This window comes from Paenibacillus sp. FSL H7-689, from assembly GCF_000517905.1.
GTDB classification, from domain to species: domain Bacteria; phylum Bacillota; class Bacilli; order Paenibacillales; family Paenibacillaceae; genus Paenibacillus; species Paenibacillus amylolyticus.
Window position 1 is genome coordinate 209,703 of the sequence record NZ_ASPU01000002.1, and the last position, 19,743, is coordinate 229,445.

The following is a 19,743-nucleotide window of genomic DNA, read 5'->3' on the forward strand; positions in this document are numbered from 1 at the left end:
GATGATGCAACATGCTGGAGGTGAGGAAATGAAGGGACGTTCAGGGGTTGCCCGCCGCAAGCGGACAACAAGTAGACAAACGACAGCAGGAAGAACAGTAATGAACAAGCGTCATAGGAACAAGAAACATGTAGATATTCAAAAAAAAAGAAGAAGCCGAGCAAAGTCTGGCCAAGTAGATCTACACTTGATGTGGAAAGCGGGGCAAGTTGCAGGAAGGGAGGCAAAGGCAAACAACACAGTATCAGAAGAACATGCACGTCTCGTATGGAATGCACACGCGGTGAATGTTGCGGAGCTAAGCAACTTCGAGCTAGCTCTGAAGGCAGGTAAGGCATTTATGCAAGGTTATGCTCAGGCCTCGGGGCATTCATTCCAGATCGTGCCTCTACCTCTTCGTCATTCGGCTGTTGCTGTTGTCTGTGCCTGTAATGAGGAACACACACTGGGGCAGGTGTTATTGCAACTAAAGCGGTTGCCTCTGACGGATATTATTGTGGTACTGAATGGAACGACAGATGACAGTTTGAAGCAGGTACTAAGGCAGCCGGGACTTACAGTAATCTATGAACCGGATCGGGCAGGACATGATGTGGGCCGGGCACTTGGAGCCAAGATGACGGATGCGGAGACGGTACTTTTTGTGGATGGGGATATGGTCGTCTCGGCTGAACAGCTTGCACCCTTTCTGTTCGCGGTTGATCGGGGACAGGATGTGGCGTTGAATAATCTGACGTCTTTGCTGCCTGCGTTTGCAGGCCAGGATGAGGTAAGCCGGATCAAAGCATATCTGAACCGGACATTAGGCAGGGCAGATCTTGGTTCCAATTCCATGACAGCCGTGCCTCATGCATTGTCTCGTCGTATGATTCAGACCGTGAAGTCAGCATCACTGGCCGTTCCACCTAAGGCACAAAGTCTAGCTATTCAGCATGGAATGAACGTCTCGGCACCAAGTCAGGTGGATGTTATTCGTTCCAATCGGTTGCGTCCTGGTAACACGGGAAGTGGGAATGATGTCGCCAAATTGATCATCGGAGATCATCTGGAGGCACTGGCTACATTGCTGGGTACAGGTTGGAATCCAGCCCAAGCACATACACTCTCCCGTGTAGAAGTCGCTTACAGGAGGAACGCCTAATGACACTGACGAGTATGATTATCCCAACTTACAATGGGCTGGATCTGATCAGGCCCTGCATCGATGCCATACGTCAATACTCGGGCGATCCTGCGTTATATGAAATTATCGTGGTAGATAACGGTTCGACGGATGGAACGGCTGAATATTGTGCGCTGGAGCGAATTCGATTTGTAAGGTTCCCGGACAATCGGGGGTTTCCGGCAGCGTGTAACGCTGGACTTCGTGCAGCTTGCGGGGATGAGTTGTTGCTGTTGAACAATGATGTTACGGTCACGCCCCGTTGGCTGGAGAACCTGCGAACGGCTCTGTACAGTGACGCAAGTATTGGGATCACGGGTCCTGTTACGAATTATGCAAGCGGCATCCAGCAGATTAAATTGCAGTTTCGGGACATGGAACATTTTCAGGAGTTGGCCAATTCCAATAATGTTGCGGATTCTTCAAGGTGGAGGGAAGTACGCCGGATCGTCGGTCTGTGCATGCTGATGAAACGAGATGTCGTGGAATCAGTTGGGCTGCTTGACGAGGCATATTCTCCGGGACACTATGAGGATGACGATTATTGTTATAGAGCAAGATTGCAGGGATATCGCCTGCTGGTATGTGGAGATGTTCTCGTGCATCATCAGGGAAGTGCCAGCTTCCAGAAGACAGATCCGGTAGCGTGGAAACAGCTGCTTGAGCGTAATCGTTCGATTTTTATGAACAAATGGCATGTCGATCCGCTTGAATATATGGACATATCCGATGAAGGAGGGAACGTGGAATGAAAGGTGTAATTCTTGCCGGCGGAACAGGAACTAGACTGTATCCGCTGACCCGGCTCATTAACAAACATCTGCTTCCAGTCGGTAAACATCCGATGATTATGTATGGCATCGACAGGCTCCGCCAGGCAGGCATTGATGAACTATTGATTGTGATCAACAAACATTCCGCCGGGTTATATACAGAGTATCTTGGTGGCGGAGCAGATCATGGGGTCAAGTTGACTTATCGCATTCAGGAAAAGGCAGGCGGGATTGCGGAAGCATTGGATCTGGCAACTTCTTTTATTCTTCCTGGCGAAAAATTCGTTGTGCTTCTCGGTGATAATCTCTTCAGCGATGATCTGAAGCCTTATGTGGACCGTTACATGCAGCAACCTGCTGGTACAGCGCGAGTTCTACTCAAAGAGGTGGATGATGCACGACGTTACGGGGTGCCTGTTTTTGATCCAAAGCATCCTGAGCGAATCTCGTACATTGAGGAGAAGCCAAGCCAGCCGAAAACCTCTTATTGTGTGACGGGCATATACATGTATGATGATCATGTATTTAACCTGATTCGCAATATTGCGCCGTCTGCGCGCGGAGAACTTGAAATTACGGATGTGAATAATCACTACGCGTCTGCTGGCGGACTGGAATACGACATTTTGCAGAAATACTGGAGTGATGCAGGTACATTTGAATCGCTCCAGGAAGCAGCTGTCCGTATGAAAGGACAATTGCCCTAAAATATATGCGACTGATGCTGCCGCTGTGCGGTGCCCCATGGGAGCAGAACACTCTGCGCCGGAGCTGGAAGGATGCTCCGGCGCTTTGCGCAGCGACAATCCTCGTGCATGCCAAAGGAGGGAATGGCGTGAGAGTAGTGACACGCACCGGGGCCGCTAGGGCCTCCGTGTCGGGTAAACCCCGGGGCATCCACCCGGCCGTATTTATGGGCAGTGGCACTCCGGCAGCAGCAGGTACAGGGTCTGCTGGAGTCAAAGGTGTGAAGTCAGGGAAACGGAGTACCCTGACCAAAGCGGGTACATCTGCCGGCGCATCGCATAAGGCTGCTGCAAGGAAAGCCAGCAGCACAGGCAGTGCTGTTGGCAGAGCAGCAAGAGCCAGCCGCACCGGCAAAGGCAAAGCCGGCCTGCGCCGGGCCACTGCTGGGCGCAGGCCGGCATCAGCGCGGGGCCGGCGTGCCGCTGCTCGCGCCAAGCAGCGCACGGCGATGCGCCGTGCGCCCATGCCAGCACCGCAAGCCAGCACGCCACAGGCGATGCCTGCCAGCGGTGCTGGCCCCGCCCCGCGCCAGGCGACACACCCGAAGGGTGTCGCCCCTGCGGGGCGGGGAGGCGCTGCCGGCGCGAAGGGCTTGCCGCCTCCGCCCGCGGAGCACGCAGTGCAGGCGGAGGCCGTGCCCGGCGGCTACGCCGAGGGCTACCGCGACGGCGTATTCGCCGGCGGGGAGGCGCTGGTGGCGCAGCACATCCCGCCGGATCACATTCTGCCTGCCGTGGCGGCGGCAGATCTGATTGCGGCGGGATTCCGCCAATATGCGCCCAGCCTGGCCCGGCTGTCCAGCCCTCATGAGATGGCTGGACACATCACGGCGGCGCTGGATGCGCAGCGCCCCTTGTCTGTCGTTCGCCTCGGAGATGGCGAACTGCTCACGCTGGCAGCCGATACGGTGCTGCCAGGCCACGAAGTGCAGGAGCTGGCACCGTTTCTGCCCTATGCAGGGGTGCCCTGCTCAACCCCCGACATCCGCGCGATGCTTGCGGAAGCCATACAGGCCGCCGACTGGGTTGGCGTGCCGATCTCGCGGGCGCCGACATTCCAGGGGTTGTTATTCCCGGTATTACGCCACTTCGGGATCGACTGGTCCCGGCTGAAATTGACCAGTTCCACGATCAATTACAGTCTGCATCAGTCTGGCCTGGTGTTGCCCTTGATGCAAGGACGGCGGGTTCTGCTCATAGGCAGCCAGGCACCAGAGCTTGCGGCACTGCTGCATAACCGGGGGATTCATGTCACAGGTATCATTGGTTCTGTGGCGGGAGTTATGGATATTCCGAGGGTGATGCAGCAAACCTCAGAACATGCTTTTGATATCGCGTTGGTGGCGGCGGGAATTCCGGCGGTCATTCTGTGTCGGCGAATTGCAGGTGAACTCGGCAAGGTTGCTCTGGACTTTGGACATTTGGCTGACAAACTGGTAACAGGAGAGCTTCAACTCTAGTGGACGTCCGGGGGCTGGTTATGTGCGTGTTAGCCTCACGGACAAGTGGAAATGGAGGGAGCAACATGAGCACACCCGATCAACAGCGCGGGGAAGAACGTCATAGCCGCAGCAACAAGGTTAAGGCTCGAAACGTAGTCCGTCGAAAGGGTCACAGTCATCTGAACATCATTCCAAATATCAGCACTCGCAGTGACAACAGCCGCAGTGAAAACAACAGGAATGGCAGCATAAGCAACGAAAAAAAAGCGGCCCGCCGTGCCACACAACACGATGCCTCGCGATCTGACATGGCAGTCCTGCATGCAGCAGGTCGTCGCTCAATACGGAAATCCAGACGTAAAGGCAAAAGCAGGCGCACACCCAAAGGCGCCAGGCTCTACAAACAGGGGTATACCAGAGGATACAACGAAGGTGTCCGCCAGGGACAGAACTCGTTTGGTCTTGTTTTTGAAGGGGTCAGCATCATTATTCCCACGTACAATCAGCGGGAGTATGTGCTGAAATGTGTGTCCAGTATCGAAAAACATACCCCTGCCCCCTTCGAAATCATTGTTGTGGATAATGCCTCCGAGGATGGAACTGCCGAGGCCATGCTCCGCAAAGGCGGCATGGTGAGGGTGGCTGCCCTGGATAAGAACCGGGGGTTTGCCGGAGGTGTCAATCATGGGCTGATGATGGCGAGAGGACGACATATCATCGTGCTGAACAACGATACGTTGGTTACTCCGGGCTGGCTGGATAACATGATGACTTGTCTTGCCGGTGATCCGAAGATTGGTGTGGTGGGCCCGGTGACCAACTATATTGGCGGGGATCAGCAGATTCAGGTTCCGTACCGTGAGGTAGAAGAGATGTGGTCTTTTGCCGCCACACATAATCGTCCGGATGCAGACAAACATCGAATAACCGATCGCTTGGTCGGATTCTGCTGGCTGTTCTCACGGGAGCTGCTGGAACGGGTAGGTTATCTGGACGAAGGGTACGCGGTGGGCAATTTCGAAGATGATGACTGGATCATCCGGGTGAAGCTGGCAGGATACCAACTTGCGGTAGCCGGGGATGCTTTTATCCACCACTTCGGAAGTGTCAGTATGAAAGCCTTGGGTGAGCAAGACTTTGCTGTAGTGAATAAGGATAACGAGCAGTTTTATAGCCAAAAGTGGGGAGATCCCCATGCGCTGGTTGCCGAAACCTCCCGCTTAGCTAGACAACAAATCTCTGGTACCCCATCCGGTCAACAAGAGGAGGGTGATACCAACCCAATGGATCCGCGTCAGCGAATCTCAACGCAGGGCAGCCAAGATCCGACATTACAGTTCAGACACAGTTATGACTTCTACCCGGAAGGTTCGTTCCTGTCCGATGCCAAAGGAGATGTCTATACTTTAACTGGCGGTCGGCGGCGGAAGCTGAATATCCCTGTACCGCGTGGAATATCACCTGTTCAGGTTGCCAAACCTGACCTGCTCGCCATTCCTGCCGGAGAAGCACTGATATCAGCGGGGGACGTGCAAGGATGGCCGAGGGAATCACAACAGGTGCATACGACAGCGGTTCATGGTTCTCACAATGGCTGGGCAGAAGGAAGTATTGTTGCCGTAGTGGATGCACCCGAGATTCGATATCAGATCAGCGGAGACAAGCGGAGACGATTTGTATCGGTCTATGCGGCAGAACGTTGGGGTGTACATTCTGGTCATATTATCAGCGTGTCTGCGGACCAACTGAATGCGATGGAAGAAGGCTGGCCCATTATCGCCCCACCTCAGCTCTTGAACCCCGATCTGTAATGTCAGGCGATCTGTTTATGCGAATCAGCAGTATGATGCGGAATGGAAAATGTAGCGGTACCCTGTGTAATCGCTCTGATTCATTCCGCATCCGAATATTACATATGAGTTGGTAGCTAGACTACTGAAGCAGTGCGATTCATTCCTGTAAAATAAGCCATCTTTCAAATTTATAATTTAATCTTTCTATTTGGTTATAGGTTTATTCTATTAGCAGATCCATTGACGCAGGAAGGGCACAGGAGTACATTTAGAGCCATAATTCTTATTTAACATATGGGAATTAAAGGTCTAGGGCGTTCATATTCAATCGCACAGATCTTGATCTTAAAACTAATCAGGAGGTATGTCGATGTCATCATCAACCAAAAAAGTCGTGCTGTGGAGCAAAACAGGCTGTCATTTCTGCGGGGAAGTGAAAGCATTTCTGACAGAGCGAAACCAGCCTTTTGAGAACATTGAAGTGCAGGGCAATGACGTGCTGCGTGATGTGCTTGAAGCAAAATATGGCATTCGGCATGTACCCGTTATTGAAGTGGGAGGGGACGGCAAGTTTGAAGCCTTGCTGGAACCTGATCTGGAGAAGCTGGCTGAACTTCTGGCACGAGCGGACGAAGCGGCAGCAGTCTAACGGGAGTTGATATATACCTTTGGAGCAAGCCGTTCCGGTTGCTGCATGATGCAAGATCGCATTTGTACAGCAGCCGGAACGTTCAATAAGTTATAGCTCTCTTGGGATGTAAATGGTCTTATTTACATCTTCAATGTTCATATAGAAAAAATCTATTAGTCACGCTGTTGACCCTTTTACGGGGCAGTGATAAGATTTGTGAAATTAAAACAAACCAAACTCATAGGAATAGTTAACTTTTAAGTTATTTCGCATACGTAATCAGTTCAGTTGGCCCTTGATCATTCTTTTGAAGATTCTAATCCAAGGAAGGCGGAGTGCATATGACAGCGAAACGCAGTTTGAAATTTGGAGCCATTATTCATGGGGTTGGAGGAAGCAACACCACATGGAGACACCCGGAGGTTCTGTCGGATGCCAGCGTTAACTTTGGATTCTACAAACGTCAGGCACTGAAAGCGGAGGAAGGCAAGTTCGATCTGGTCTTTATCGCAGACGGTCTGTATATTACCGAGAAATCCATTCCGCATTTCCTCAATCGCTTCGAACCAATCAGTATCCTCTCCGCTTTGGCTGCCGTTACTTCACATATTGGACTGGTAGGCACCCTCTCGACATCCTATAGTGATCCGTTCACCGTAGCCAGACAGTTCGGTTCCCTCGATCAGATCAGTGATGGCCGTGCAGGCTGGAACGTCGTGACTTCTCCGCTGGAAGGTACAGCGAAGAACTATAGTAAGAGCAGTCACCCTTCGCATCCGGAACGTTATCGCATTGCCGCGGAATATTTACAGGTAACCAAAGGGTTGTGGGACTCTTGGGAAGATGATGCCTTTGTAAGAGACAAAGAGAGCGGCGTATTCTTCGATCCATCCAAGCTGCACACGCTTAATCATGAAGGAGAGTTTTTCTCCGTACAAGGTCCGCTCAATATTGCCCGTTCACGGCAAGGACAGCCGGTGATTTTCCAGGCAGGTTCATCGGAAGATGGCAAAACGCTGGCGGCGCAAGAAGCGGATGCTGTCTTTACCGGACACGATACGATTGAAGATGCACAGGCATTTTATAAGGATGTCAAAACACGGGCGGCTTCCTATGGACGTTCTGCACAGGATATTGTTATTCTGCCAGGCATCAATCCTATTGTTGGACAGACGGAAGAGGAAGCTGAACAGAAATATCAGGAGATCGCAAGTCTGGTTACCATTGATAAAGCGCTGGATTATCTGGGACGTTTCTTCGAACACCATGATTTTTCCCAATATCCGCTGGATGAACCGTTCCCGGAGCTGAATGGCATTGGAAGCAACAGTTTCCGCAGTGGAACCGACAAGATCAAGAAGGATGCCAAAGAGCAAGGATTGAGCTTGCGTGAAGTGGCTCTGCGGGCAGCAACACCACGCAGCAAATTCTTGGGCACACCGGAGCAGGTCGCTGACAAGATTCAGGAATGGTTTGAGACGGAAGCGGCGGATGGTTTCATTATTGCTTCGGAGCTGCCAAGTGGATTGTCTGATTTTGTGGAACTGGTTGTTCCGATTCTGCAAGAACGCGGCCTGTATCGTACGGACTATGAACACGATACATTGCGAGGTAACCTTGGGGTACAGATTCCGGTTAACCGTTATACGGCTGCGAAGAAGCAAGTTGTATCTGATTTGGCATAACGGATAGGGAGCGAACGAGCATTTGATTTTGTCTGTTGTGTTCTCCAAACGGTAATAAAGTAATTACTACGTTTCGTACTATATTAAAACCAACTTAACTCATAGGATATATAGAGTATTGGTATAAACATCAATTTAATGACACCTGTATACACAGAGGGGGAAGCGATATGAACAGGTCTATCTCATGGATGAAATATATGGCATTGGCAGCAGTATTGGTGATGGTATTATCCGGTTGCGGAGCGGCGGGAGGCAGCACGAACAGTACGGCACAGGCATCAGGCGGGGGGCAGGCCGGGCAAGCCGAAGGAGGCAACCTGACTTTTGCACTCGCCACTTCACCGGATACACTGGACCCTCATCGCAGTGGGCTTGCTGTAACGGTACGCGCCATCCGAACGATCTACGACAATCTGGTCGTGCAGCTGCCTGATGGTTCTATCAAACCTTGGCTCGCCACGGAATGGAGCGTATCCGAGGATGGCAAGAGTTATACGTTCAAGCTGCGTGAAGGCGTGAAATTCCACGATGGCAAACCGTTTAATGCGGAAGCCGTGAAATACAATCTGGACCGGGTGATCGACCCGGCCACCAAAGCTGCCAATTCTCTGGCCCTGATTAGACCGTATAGCTCCTCCGAAGTCATTGATGAATATACGATCAAGGTAAATCTGGAATCACCAGCGCAAGCCTTTCTCGGTAACTTGAGCCAGGCACTTCTGGGGATCGTATCCCCAACAGCTGCCCAAAAATATGGTGACCAGCTAGGTAAAAATCCGGTGGGCACAGGTCCGTATACCTTTGTAAAATGGGATGAAAATGCGGATATCGTCGTTGCCAAAAACAAGGATTACAACTGGGGACCTGAGACAGTTGAAAATAAAGCCGCGCCCCATGTGGATACGATCACATTCAAGATTGTACCGGAAGAAGCAACGCGTATCGGAAGTGTACAGAGTAGTCAGGTACTCGCTGCCGAGACGGTTCCACCGCAAAATATCGCTGCATTAAAAAACGATCCGAACCAGCAATTGTTACAGGCCAATACGGTTGGACTGCCGTACACACTCTTTTTCAATCTGCGCAAAGCGCCTTGGGACGATGTGAAAGTAAGGCAGGCAGTACAATCCGCTGTAGATGTGGAATCGATTGTCAAAACATTGTATCTGGGCAACTACGAACGTGCGTGGTCCGCACTGTCTCCTGGAATCCTGGGTTATGATGCATCGCTGGAAGGAAGCATCAACCCGGACATCAACAAAGCCAATCAACTGCTCGATGAACAAGGCTGGGTGAAAGGCGCTGATGGAATTCGTGCCAAAGACGGCCAGAAACTGACCCTGCGGTATGTCGATGGTTCGCCCAATCGGGAGAAACGCAATGACATTGCTGCCATTATCCAGCAACAGTTGAAACAGGTTGGCATTGCGGTTGAAGTGGAAATTACAAAAGACGTAGCAACGGTTATCTATCAGAACTGGGATTATGATCTCTATGGAAACAGTCAGGTCAATTCTGACCCAAATGCCTTGTACGCTTTCTACCATACGAGTGCAGAGGGCGAGCGTCCCACATTGTCCGGTTTGTCTGATCCAAAGATCGATGAACTGTTAGAGCAGGGAGCGGTCGAGACGGATCCTGATAAACGTGTTCAGATCTACAATCAAATCCAGCAATACCTGATTGAGCAAGCGGTAATTCTGCCGATCTATGTATTCCCGTATACCGTCGCTGCATCCAAAAAGGTCGAAGGCATCAAGTTTGATTCATTGGGTTATCCACTCTTTAACGACGTCCGCATTCAGCCCTAACAGAGGTTGTTCAAAAAGTCCACTTTTGATTACGAGTCATGCCTAATGGCATGATCAGCATCGAATATGAAATTCAGCCGAAATAAGCGGGAGGCTTACGAAGTATGTTTCCTTTGGAAACATTGTAGTTGCTCACGTAGTTTCCTACGCTCCGCTACTCCATTTCTAGCTTCATTCCATCTTCTCGGTACTGAAAACTGGTCTTTTTGAACACGCACTATAGGAACGGCCAATCCAGATTGAGGAAGGAGATATCCCGGTATGGTTCAAACGATACTGTCACGACTCGCAACATCGCTTCTGGTTATTTTCGGAGCTTCGGTGCTGGTGTACTGCATCATGTATCTTCTGCCGGGTGATCCGGTTCTGCTCATGCTGGACCCGTCCTCGGCTACCCCGGAGATGATCGAGAATCTGCGGGTTCAGCTTGGACTGGATCAGCCGTTTTACATCCAGTTTGCGAACTATTTTGGTGATATGCTGCGTGGGGATTTCGGCAAATCAATGATCAATTCGGATCCGGTATTGCCCAAAATCCTGGAACATTTTCCAGCGACACTGGCTTTGACCGCACTCAGTTCAATCATTGCCATCACGATTGGAATTACACTTGGTGTACTGTCTGCGATTCATCGCAATGGCGTGATTGATTTCGTCGCTAGGCTCGTTGGACTGTTCGGTATCTCCATGCCAACCTTCTGGACGGGGATACTGCTCATCCTGTTATTTTCAGTACAGCTTGGCTGGTTCCCTGCGATGGGTTCCGACGGATTCAGCTCACTGGTTCTTCCGGCGGCTACGCTGGGTCTCGTTGGTGCAGGGTTTATCGTACGAATGGTGCGGAATAGCATGCTGGAAGTGATCAATGAACCGTTTATCGTGGCGTTACGGGCCAAAGGACTTTCGGAGCGTGCCATCATGTATGGTCATGCACTGCGTAATGCGCTGATCCCTGCCGTAACGGTAATCGGCATGCTGATCGGTGATCTGCTTGCGGGAACGGTTGTGGTGGAGACCGTCTTCTCTAGACAGGGGATCGGCCGAATTATTGCGGATGCACTAATGGCCAAGGATCTGCCAGTGGTGCAAGGGGTTGTTTTCTTTACATCCATTATCTATGTGGTCTTGAACCTGCTGGTGGATATCTCGTATTCGTACATTGATCCCCGGGTTCGGCGTGCAGTCCGAACATGATATCGGATAGAACAGTCAGAAGTGTCCTGACACGGAGTATGAAAGGAGGAGTTGTTGCTCATGAGCATGAAACCTTTGGCTGGTGACAAAAAAGCATGGGCCGGCAGTGTAGGACGTATCCATCTGTGGAATCGCCGCCCTTGGCGTTATCGCGTCTCATTCGCGGTATCCCGATTATTCTTTTATGCAGCATTGCTGGTGGTGGTGTTTACCGTGGCATGTGCAATTGTACCGGGCTGGATTGCGCCCTATGATCCAACTCAGATGATGACGGATGCCATACTGCAGGCTCCTTCTGCTACGCATCTGTTCGGGACGGACTATTTTGGCAGGGATATCTTCAGTGTGGTTGTGCATGGAAGCAGGGATTCGCTGCTCATTGGATTTGCTTCCGTTCTAGTGGGCGGTATTGTCGGTAGTGCGCTTGGTATTATCTCCGGTTATGCCGGAGGAATTGTTGATACTGTCACGATGCGGGCTGTCGATATTCTGATGGCTGTACCCGGCGTGCTCCTTGCATTGTCTGTTGCAGCTGCTCTTGGGCCAGGACTGATGAACATTGCACTGGCTGTTGCGGTTTCCTCCATTCCGGGCTACGCACGGGTGATGCGTGGGCAGGTCATATCAGTTAAAGGTCTGCCTTTCATTACAGCGACACGTTCACTGGGCGGTTCCAATGCACGTATTTTCTGGAAACATGTACTGCCACATTCGTTGTCACCCTTGCTGGTCATGGCTACGCTGGGCGTAGGGACATCAATCCTGACGGGCTCCGGACTCAGTTTTCTGGGACTTGGGGTGTTGAAGGAAATACCGGATTGGGGCGCATTGCTCTCACAAGGTAGAGGTTATCTGACGGTTGCCTGGTGGATCTGTACGTTCCCGGGTCTGGCGATCACGTTGTTTGTACTGGCGGTTAATCTGATTGGAGACGATATTCGCGATCGGCTGGACCCCAAAGTAAAAGGAGCGGCTTGACCGCTATTCCAAAATATAAGAATTTATAAGTTTCACCCTATCCATTTTTATATTTCACTGCGAAACGGTAGCTGTGCCACCAGAGGACGGCGACAGCCGTTTACGCTTGAGGAGGAGATATTCATGTCACATGTTGTCATTATTGCCGGATCACCTTCCAAACGTTCGCGTTTGACAGGTCTGACGGATTACAGCAGCCAAAAATTAACGGAGGCAGGCATCACTGTTGAAGTTATTCACGTTGTGGATCTGCCCGCTGAGGATCTGGTGCAAGCCCGGTTTGACAGCTCATTCATTCGTGATGCACTTGCTGTCGTGGAAGCGGCGGATGCCGTTATTGTGGCAACACCGGTATACAAGGCATCGTACTCGGGAGTGCTCAAGCTGTTCCTGGATCTGATTCCGCAAGAAGGATTACGGGGTAAGTTGACACTTCCGCTCGTTATCGGTGGCTCTATAGCTCATCTGCTCGCCATTGATTATGCATTGAAACCTGTTCTGGCAGCCCTTGGTGGAAGACATATCTTGGGTGGCGTGTATGCTGTGGATCAGGGAATTGAACGACTGGATGATGGAAAATTTGTACTCTCGGCAGATGTGACTACACGTTTGGATCGCTCGCTGGATGAATTGATATTGACACTGGAAAAGGATGGGATTACGATATCATAAAACCAAGTAAGTATATTGGATAAATCAATATAAGATCAAACGTCTGCGGACGTGGATACGGAGGCGCTCATGAATATCGAGAATATTGAAGCATTTGTATATATCAATCATTATGGAAGCTTCAATAAGGCTGCCGAAGTACTCTTCTTGTCCCAACCTTCGGTCACAGCTCGCATTCAGTCACTGGAAAGGGAGCTGGGCTGCAAGTTGTTTGATCGGCTTGGCAAACAAATTGTGCTGACAGAGGAAGGTCGTAAATTCCTGCCGTATGCGCAGCAAGTACTGCAAGTGATTCAGAAGGGCAAGCAGAAGATTCAGCAACGGCGATCAACACCGGATGCTCTTCGACTTGGTAGTACAGTATCGGTATCCAACTATGTCATTCCCGATTTTTTACCCAAGATCAAGGAAGCTTACCCCGAAATTAATATCAAATTGACGACAGCAACGACGGATCAGCTGATTGCCAAACTGCTTGGTCAGGAGATCGATCTTGCTTTTGTGCGCAAGGTCATGCATCCTGCGATCCGTACGGTTGCTTTTTATGAAGATCCGATCCAGCTCTATGTGTACAAAGGACATCCATTCATTGAGAGCGGGCATGTCAGCATGGAAGCCATCCGGAATGAGCAACTGGTCTTTTTTGAATGTGGTTCACTGGACTGGCTTCGCATTCACCGGGCTTTCGACTCGCTGGAACATCCGCCGAATATTACATACCATGTTGATAATTCGGAGACGGCGAAGAAACTGGTTATGCAAGGGGCAGGCATTGCCTTTCTCCCAGGACTTACGGTGAAGAAGGAAGTGCAAAATCAGGAGCTGTTCCCCATTCAGGTACATGAGGTAGCAGGTGTATCGTTGCAGATCAGCGTCGTTACTTTAAAGGAAGAATATTCGCCATTGGCAGAGCCCTTCGGGGAACTGCTGCGGCAACTATAAAGCGTCTAACGTTGAATCTGACTTTTACACCAAAACGGAGAGTGCAGAACCAATCTGAAGAAGCATCTCCAGTTCAACTTAATAATGATTCAAGAACAGCGGTTCAGCACAATCAAGGAGGAGAAGGATATGAGTATTCGTGTTGGCATTTTGGATCAGACTCCCATCTATGAAGGGGAAACGGCGGTGGATGCTTTTCGCCATACGATTGAGCTGGCACAGCGTGCAGAGCAACTTGGATTCCATCGATTCTGGGTGTCGGAGCACCATGATTCAGGGCATGTTGCAGGTTCCTCCCCGGAAGTACTCATTTCCCACTTGCTTGCGCATACAAAGCGGATTCGGCTGGGGTCTGGCGGAGTAATGCTCCAGCATTATAGTCCATACAAAGTCGCCGAGAATTTCAATATCCTCGCCGCGCTCGGACCAGGAAGAGTTGACCTGGGAATCGGTCGTGCACCAGGCGGGTTACCACGTTCGACACAGGCGTTGCAGGAAGGTATTCAGGAAGCCGCATCTCTTCAAGAGAAAATTGTTCAGGTGAAACGATACATCCACAATGAGTCGCTTGAAGATCCATCACATCCACTTGCAGGTCTCAGCGCTTCGCCTGTGTCGGATATTCCAGCGGAGCTGTACGTACTTGGAGCAAGTGTCGATAGTGCAGGTATGGCTGCGGAACTGGGACTCCCATATGTCTTTTCACTGTTCATTAACAGTAATATAGAGGTAGCGCTTGAAGCGATCCGTGTATATCGTGAACAATTTGATCGTTCCCAGGGACGAGAGCCCTACGCTGCACTGGCCATATCGTTAATTGTGGCCGAGAGTGAGGAGGAAGCGGAAGGACTTGCGAGCGAGCATATGCTGGTGAAGATTCATCTGGAGAGTGGTAAGGTGCTGACGGTTGGTTCTGTGGAACAGGCGGAAGAATTCGGGCGTCAATCAAACGAAACCTATCGGATCGAAATTTTGGAGCCAAGTGTGACCCGGGGGACGAAGGAAAGCGTAGGTCAGGCACTGCTGAAGTTCCAGCAGGAGTTTGCTGTGGAAGAGTTCATTGTGACTACAGCTACACGGGACTTTACCAAGCGAATTCGTTCATTCGAATTGTTGCGTGAGATTCTGGCAGAGCAGGGACTCAGTGAGTTTGCACTGGAATCCAAGGAACAGGAAGCTGCAATCGGATAGAATTAGGCAGTTAATATAACAGTGAATATATACGAATGGGAGGCCATGTGATGAAAAGTGATCTGGAACAACCCAAGCAGCATTCTGAGCAACAAGCACAGGGCCACGAGCATGAACTTCACGGTGAACGGGCGGAAGAATTTGCGGAACGTTTAATCACCATTCGACGACATCTGCATCGTAACCCGGAATTGTCCGGCGAGGAAAAGGAGACGACGGCTGCCATTCGCAGTTGGCTGGAAGAGGAAGGCGTCCGTATTGCAGACGAATATGCGCTGCGGACAGGGCTTGTCGCTGAAGTGGGTCAAGGGGCCGGTCCTGTTGTCGCCCTAAGAGCAGATATTGATGCGCTGCCCATTCAGGAAGAGACAAAGCTGGAATTCGCCTCCCAGGTAGATGGAAAGATGCACGCATGCGGACATGACGCACACACGGCAATTCTGATCGGTGCTGCACGATTACTGAAACAGCGCCAGTCCATTCTACCGGGAAAAGTACGGTTGATATTCCAGCCATCGGAGGAAAAATCAACGGGTGCTCGGCAATTGATCCAGAGCGGCGCATTATCCGATGTTCGGGCCGTATTTGGTTTGCATAACAAGCCTGATCTCCAGGTAGGTACGGTGGGCATTCGAGAAGGCGCATTGATGGCAGCAGCAGACGGTTTTGTTGTCAAAGTGGAAGGTGTAGGCACCCATGCAGCCGTGCCTGAAGCCGGCATTGATCCAATCGTGGTTGCCGCACATATTGTTACGGCATTACAGGCCATCGTAAGCCGCAATGTGGGAGCACAGGAGAGTGCTGTAATCAGTGTCACCAAGCTCCACAGTGGCACAGCCTGGAACGTTATTCCGGATGAAGCGATCCTTGATGGCACAGTGCGTACCTTTGATGAGAAAGTGCGTGCACGGATTCGCGAGCGTTTCAATCAGGTAGTCGCCGGTGTGGCGGCAGCCTATGGCACACGGGCTACGGTCCGCTGGATTCAGGGACCTCCTGCCGTGGTCAACGATGAGTCTCTGGCATCTGCGGCAGAGCAAGTTGCAAGTGAGATTGGATTAAACAGTGTTAGACCGCTACCTTCTCCAGCAGGTGAGGACTTCTCTTTTTATCAAAAAGAAGTTCCGGGCCTGTTCCTCTTCCTGGGCACCTCTGGCCCGCATGAGTGGCATCACCCTGGCTTTGATGTGGATGAACGGGCTCTGTCGCTGGGAGCACATCTTCTGGCTGCACTGGCTGAGAGAGCACTGCACAATGTGCAAGCACATCAAGCGTGATGAGTACAGTGAATCACTGGATCATATCCAGATCGAAACGGTTCCGTTCGACGGCAACCGTTTTTCGTATTCCCTTTTTTAGTGAGAGCGAGGTAGGAACGACGATTCGTTGAATCTTATCAGATGGTGTAATTATGGCTAGGGCTGGCGCAGAAGCGTCAGCTCTGTTTGGGTTTTCTTACAGGAGGTGCTGCTAAAGGTATTATGAAATTTTATTTTTTTAAATGGAAATATTTGTTGACGCTCCCCAAAAAGATGTGCTATATTTTTCTCGACCTTTAATCGTAATTATTACTATTAGATAAAAAGAAGAACAGGAGTAGTCGCTGCGATGAAACAGGAGATCGATTTTATCAAGTTCAGTCCCACCCAAAACATGACGATTCTGGTTAAAACGGATCATGCAGCAGAGAAATACAATCATATTGCAACTCGTCTAATGTCGTATGATAACGTTTACGCTGAACAAGTGGGATTCATTGAACCAACGAGGAGACCGGAAGCTGTGGCCCGCCTGGAAATGGCCGGAGGAGAGTTCTGTGGCAATGCCTGTATGGCACTTGCAGCACACCAAGCATCTGAAGCAGGACTGGCACATCAGGAGTCTATGGACATCATGCTGGAGGTTTCCGGAACCGATCAATTGATCATGTGCCATGTGAAGAAGCAGCAGAACGAATATGACTGCCAGGTAACTATGCCGATACCAAAGCAGATCGAACAACGAACAATCCGATACGAAGGCATCGAACTCGATATGGTGATCATCCGGTACGCTGAGTTCATCCATATCGTGATTGAAGTCGATGACTTCGACGATACGATGAAGAAGAGGGCACAGACCCTTGCAAGATTACTGGGACTAACCCTGGGGGATAAGCTGATTGGTATCTTGTTATATCAATCACACTCGGAAGAAATGGCCCCACTCATCTATGTTCCGGAGCTGGATAGTCTGATCTGGGAGAGAGGGTGTGGCTCGGGTACGGCCTCCGTGGGAGCGTATCTCGCATGGAGCCAGCAGAGGCAGATTACGCAGTACATCAAGCAGCCTGGTGGTGCGATCAAAGTGGTAGCCCAGTGGGATGGCACAGAACTTGAGAGTATTACGATTGAGGGATCTGTTGGCATCGTGGCTCAGGGCAAAGCCTTCATAGATGCTCCAGCAGAATGGAGCGTTGTAAACGCATGAGGTACATGATACATGATCGAGACAACGTATAGGGGGAAAAGAAATGATCACATTGGTCCATTTTCAGACATGTTTGAGTGAATTTGCAGAGAAATTCGATAAGCTCGCGAGCAAGTATGATCATACGATTCAGCATAGTGCAGAGCTGGAGGCTGTGATCAATGACTATTCCCGCTTTGTGACTGATCAGGACAATAAGGCAGCCTGGGAACAGTTGGAGCATTCGGAGTTGGAAAAACTGGATTCGCTTGTGTGGGAGTTAAGAAATAAATCCGCCCAGTGTGTGGCGATCATGGAGAAATATCGTGCATTAAAGTTAGAGAACGGGGATGTGCAGATTGCCGATTATTTCAAAAATATAGAAGAGTGTATCGATAAAGAATTCGGCAGCTTCCATGTCACCTCCGATTCCAGAGTGTTGTTGGTAGGCTCCGGTTCATTCCCCATGACACCATTACTCATCGCCAAGCGAACAGGTGCACAGGTCGTCGGGATCGATATTGATGAAGAATCCATTAGACTCGGGCAGAAGGTGTTGGAGACGCTGGGCGCGGGCTTGAAGATACGTTTGCAGTCAACCTTGCTGGAAAATCTGGAGTATACCAAGGAAGCAACCCATATCATTTTCAGCTCTACGGTGGCCCCTAAATATGAGCTGCTCGATCAACTGCATGCCCTGACGAATGCGCAGGTGGTTGTAGCTATGAGATACGGTGACCAGTTGAAGTCCTTGTTCAATTATCCGATGAGAGCGACGGATAGCAGCAAGTGGAAGCTGGTGGACCAGATCCTGCGCCCGGATGATGTGTTTGATATTGCGTTGTATCAAAAAGCATAGGTATGCAAGTGCATCCAAGTGCGTCCAAGTGCGTCCAAGTGCGTCCAAGTGCGTCCAAATGGATTACAGATTGAACATTGAATTAAGGAGGCTTATATGAGCAATCTTCAGCGAATCCTGATACTCGGAACCGGACCTGCATCCATTCAGCTTGCGGTAACGCTCAAAGATGATCTCAACTGCTGTATAGGCATTGCGGGGAGACAATCGGTTCGTTCAGCGTCCGTATTCTCAGCCCTCGAACAGAGCAATGGGCGTATTCAGGTCAGCATTCAAAATGAGAAACATCAATCGCTCGCAGGTGAGTGTTACGTTGATCATGTGTTCAAGGGATATGACACCATTGATGGTAAATGGGACACACTTTTCTTGGCTGTAACTACGGATGCTTATATCAATGTGTTGGAACAAATGAATGATGAATTCATCAAACAACTGAAATGTATCATTTTGATTTCTCCAACATTCGGGTCCAATCGACTGGTAACCCATTATATGAGAGAGCGGAATGCAGCGCCGGAAGTGATCAGTTTCTCTACCTACCTCGGAGATACTCGTTGGATGCACGAACATCCGTCGAATCATGTGATTACTACAGGGGTCAAGAAAAAGGTTTATATCGGTTCCACTCTTTACCCGTCTGAACAGGTCAGTAAGTTATGCCAAGTGTATGAGCGTTTGGGTGTTGCGCTGGAAGTGATGCGATCCCCACTGGAGGCAGAAACGAGAAATATTTCGTTGTACGTGCATCCACCTTTGTTCATGAACGACTTCTCATTAGAAGCCATCTTTGGAGCATCGAATATTCAGAAATACATATACAAGATGTATCCTGAAGGTCCGATTACACAAGTTTTAATACGGGAAATGCGGGCACAGTGGCAGGAGATTATGAATATTACGGACCGACTCCATATCCAGGGAGTGAACCTGCTTCAATTCATGACGGGTGACAACTATCCGGTTCGATTAGAGAGTATATCACGCCAGGATATCGAGAATTTCAATCAGCTGCAGGTCATTCATCAAGAGTATTTATTATACATACGATACACCTCATTATTGATTGATCCATTCTCGGAACCCAATTCGGAAGGGAAATATTTTGACTTTTCAGCAGTCCCATTCCGTCAAACGTTCATGAACCACGAAGGGGAACTGGACATCCCCCGTATGCCCAAGGAAGATTACTACCGCATCAAAATCATTCAGGGCATAGCCAGACATCTGGATGTAAACTGTCCAACCATTAATCAATTTATCACCAGATATGAAGCGAAGCTTCAGGAAGTGGCTGACGCACACCCGGATCAGCGCTTGTCCAGCGCCTTTTCAATCCAATCCTTTGAAGAGGATATCCGTATGATCTGCACCGGACTTTGAGTAATAGGGTCTAGTTACATTTAAATAATG

17 protein-coding genes are annotated in these 19,743 nt (G+C 50.1%); all 17 read left to right on the top strand.

Annotated features, from left to right (window positions below):
- The first annotated feature begins 28 nt into the window (after positions 1–28).
- The 17 genes from C170_RS00870 to C170_RS00950 all read left to right on the top strand — a co-directional run bounded on the left by C170_RS00870 (position 29) and on the right by C170_RS00950 (position 19,713).
- On the top strand, positions 29–1,141 hold the full coding sequence (locus tag C170_RS00870; protein ID WP_162158945.1) for a glycosyltransferase family A protein: 1,113 nt from the start codon (positions 29–31) through the stop codon (positions 1,139–1,141).
- Positions 1,141–1,914 (top strand): glycosyltransferase family 2 protein, encoded by a 774-nt coding sequence (locus C170_RS00875; RefSeq protein WP_036605811.1) that lies wholly within the window; start codon positions 1,141–1,143, stop codon positions 1,912–1,914. Before C170_RS00870 ends, C170_RS00875 begins: the two co-directional genes overlap by 1 nt.
- Complete coding sequence (locus C170_RS00880; protein ID WP_036605812.1) at positions 1,911–2,642, top strand: sugar phosphate nucleotidyltransferase; 732 nt, start codon at positions 1,911–1,913, stop codon at positions 2,640–2,642. The genes C170_RS00875 and C170_RS00880 overlap by 4 nt, the downstream gene beginning before the upstream one ends.
- A gap of 674 nt (positions 2,643–3,316) precedes the next feature.
- A complete protein-coding gene (locus C170_RS00885) occupies positions 3,317–4,141 on the top strand; it encodes a GT-D fold domain-containing protein (protein WP_051446934.1) in 825 nt (274 codons plus the stop codon).
- Between the two features lie 65 nt (positions 4,142–4,206).
- The gene (locus C170_RS00890; protein WP_051446917.1) at positions 4,207–5,934 is read left to right on the top strand and encodes a glycosyltransferase family 2 protein; all 1,728 of its coding nucleotides are present in this window, start codon (positions 4,207–4,209) and stop codon (positions 5,932–5,934) included.
- A 352-nt stretch (positions 5,935–6,286) separates the two neighbouring features.
- Positions 6,287–6,565 (top strand): glutaredoxin family protein, encoded by a 279-nt coding sequence (locus C170_RS00895; protein ID WP_036605813.1) that lies wholly within the window; start codon positions 6,287–6,289, stop codon positions 6,563–6,565.
- A 323-nt stretch (positions 6,566–6,888) separates the two neighbouring features.
- The gene (locus tag C170_RS00900) at positions 6,889–8,232 is read left to right on the top strand and encodes an LLM class flavin-dependent oxidoreductase (protein WP_036605814.1); all 1,344 of its coding nucleotides are present in this window, start codon (positions 6,889–6,891) and stop codon (positions 8,230–8,232) included.
- Between the two features lie 170 nt (positions 8,233–8,402).
- Positions 8,403–10,046: an ABC transporter substrate-binding protein gene (locus C170_RS00905; protein WP_036605815.1), complete on the top strand. Its 1,644-nt coding sequence runs from the start codon at positions 8,403–8,405 to the stop codon at positions 10,044–10,046.
- A 261-nt stretch (positions 10,047–10,307) separates the two neighbouring features.
- Positions 10,308–11,240: an ABC transporter permease gene (locus tag C170_RS00910; protein ID WP_036605816.1), complete on the top strand. Its 933-nt coding sequence runs from the start codon at positions 10,308–10,310 to the stop codon at positions 11,238–11,240.
- 60 nt (positions 11,241–11,300) lie between these two features.
- On the top strand, positions 11,301–12,218 hold the full coding sequence (locus C170_RS00915) for an ABC transporter permease (protein WP_036605817.1): 918 nt from the start codon (positions 11,301–11,303) through the stop codon (positions 12,216–12,218).
- A gap of 123 nt (positions 12,219–12,341) precedes the next feature.
- Entirely contained in the window at positions 12,342–12,890 is a 549-nt protein-coding gene (gene ssuE, locus C170_RS00920) for an NADPH-dependent FMN reductase (protein WP_036605818.1), read from the top strand.
- Between the two features lie 69 nt (positions 12,891–12,959).
- A complete protein-coding gene (locus C170_RS00925) occupies positions 12,960–13,832 on the top strand; it encodes a LysR family transcriptional regulator (protein WP_017692495.1) in 873 nt (290 codons plus the stop codon).
- A gap of 129 nt (positions 13,833–13,961) precedes the next feature.
- Positions 13,962–15,023 carry an LLM class flavin-dependent oxidoreductase gene (locus C170_RS00930; protein ID WP_036605819.1) on the top strand — a complete coding sequence of 354 codons (1,062 nt, stop codon included), beginning with the start codon at positions 13,962–13,964 and terminating at the stop codon, positions 15,021–15,023.
- Positions 15,024–15,073: 50 nt separating this feature from the next.
- Positions 15,074–16,300 (top strand): amidohydrolase, encoded by a 1,227-nt coding sequence (locus tag C170_RS00935; protein WP_036605820.1) that lies wholly within the window; start codon positions 15,074–15,076, stop codon positions 16,298–16,300.
- A gap of 331 nt (positions 16,301–16,631) precedes the next feature.
- Positions 16,632–17,492: a diaminopimelate epimerase gene (locus C170_RS00940; protein WP_036605821.1), complete on the top strand. Its 861-nt coding sequence runs from the start codon at positions 16,632–16,634 to the stop codon at positions 17,490–17,492.
- A 43-nt stretch (positions 17,493–17,535) separates the two neighbouring features.
- Complete coding sequence (locus C170_RS00945; protein ID WP_036605822.1) at positions 17,536–18,330, top strand: class I SAM-dependent methyltransferase; 795 nt, start codon at positions 17,536–17,538, stop codon at positions 18,328–18,330.
- 96 nt (positions 18,331–18,426) lie between these two features.
- On the top strand, positions 18,427–19,713 hold the full coding sequence (locus C170_RS00950; RefSeq protein WP_036605823.1) for an opine metallophore biosynthesis dehydrogenase: 1,287 nt from the start codon (positions 18,427–18,429) through the stop codon (positions 19,711–19,713).
- The last annotated feature ends 30 nt before the right edge of the window (positions 19,714–19,743 follow it).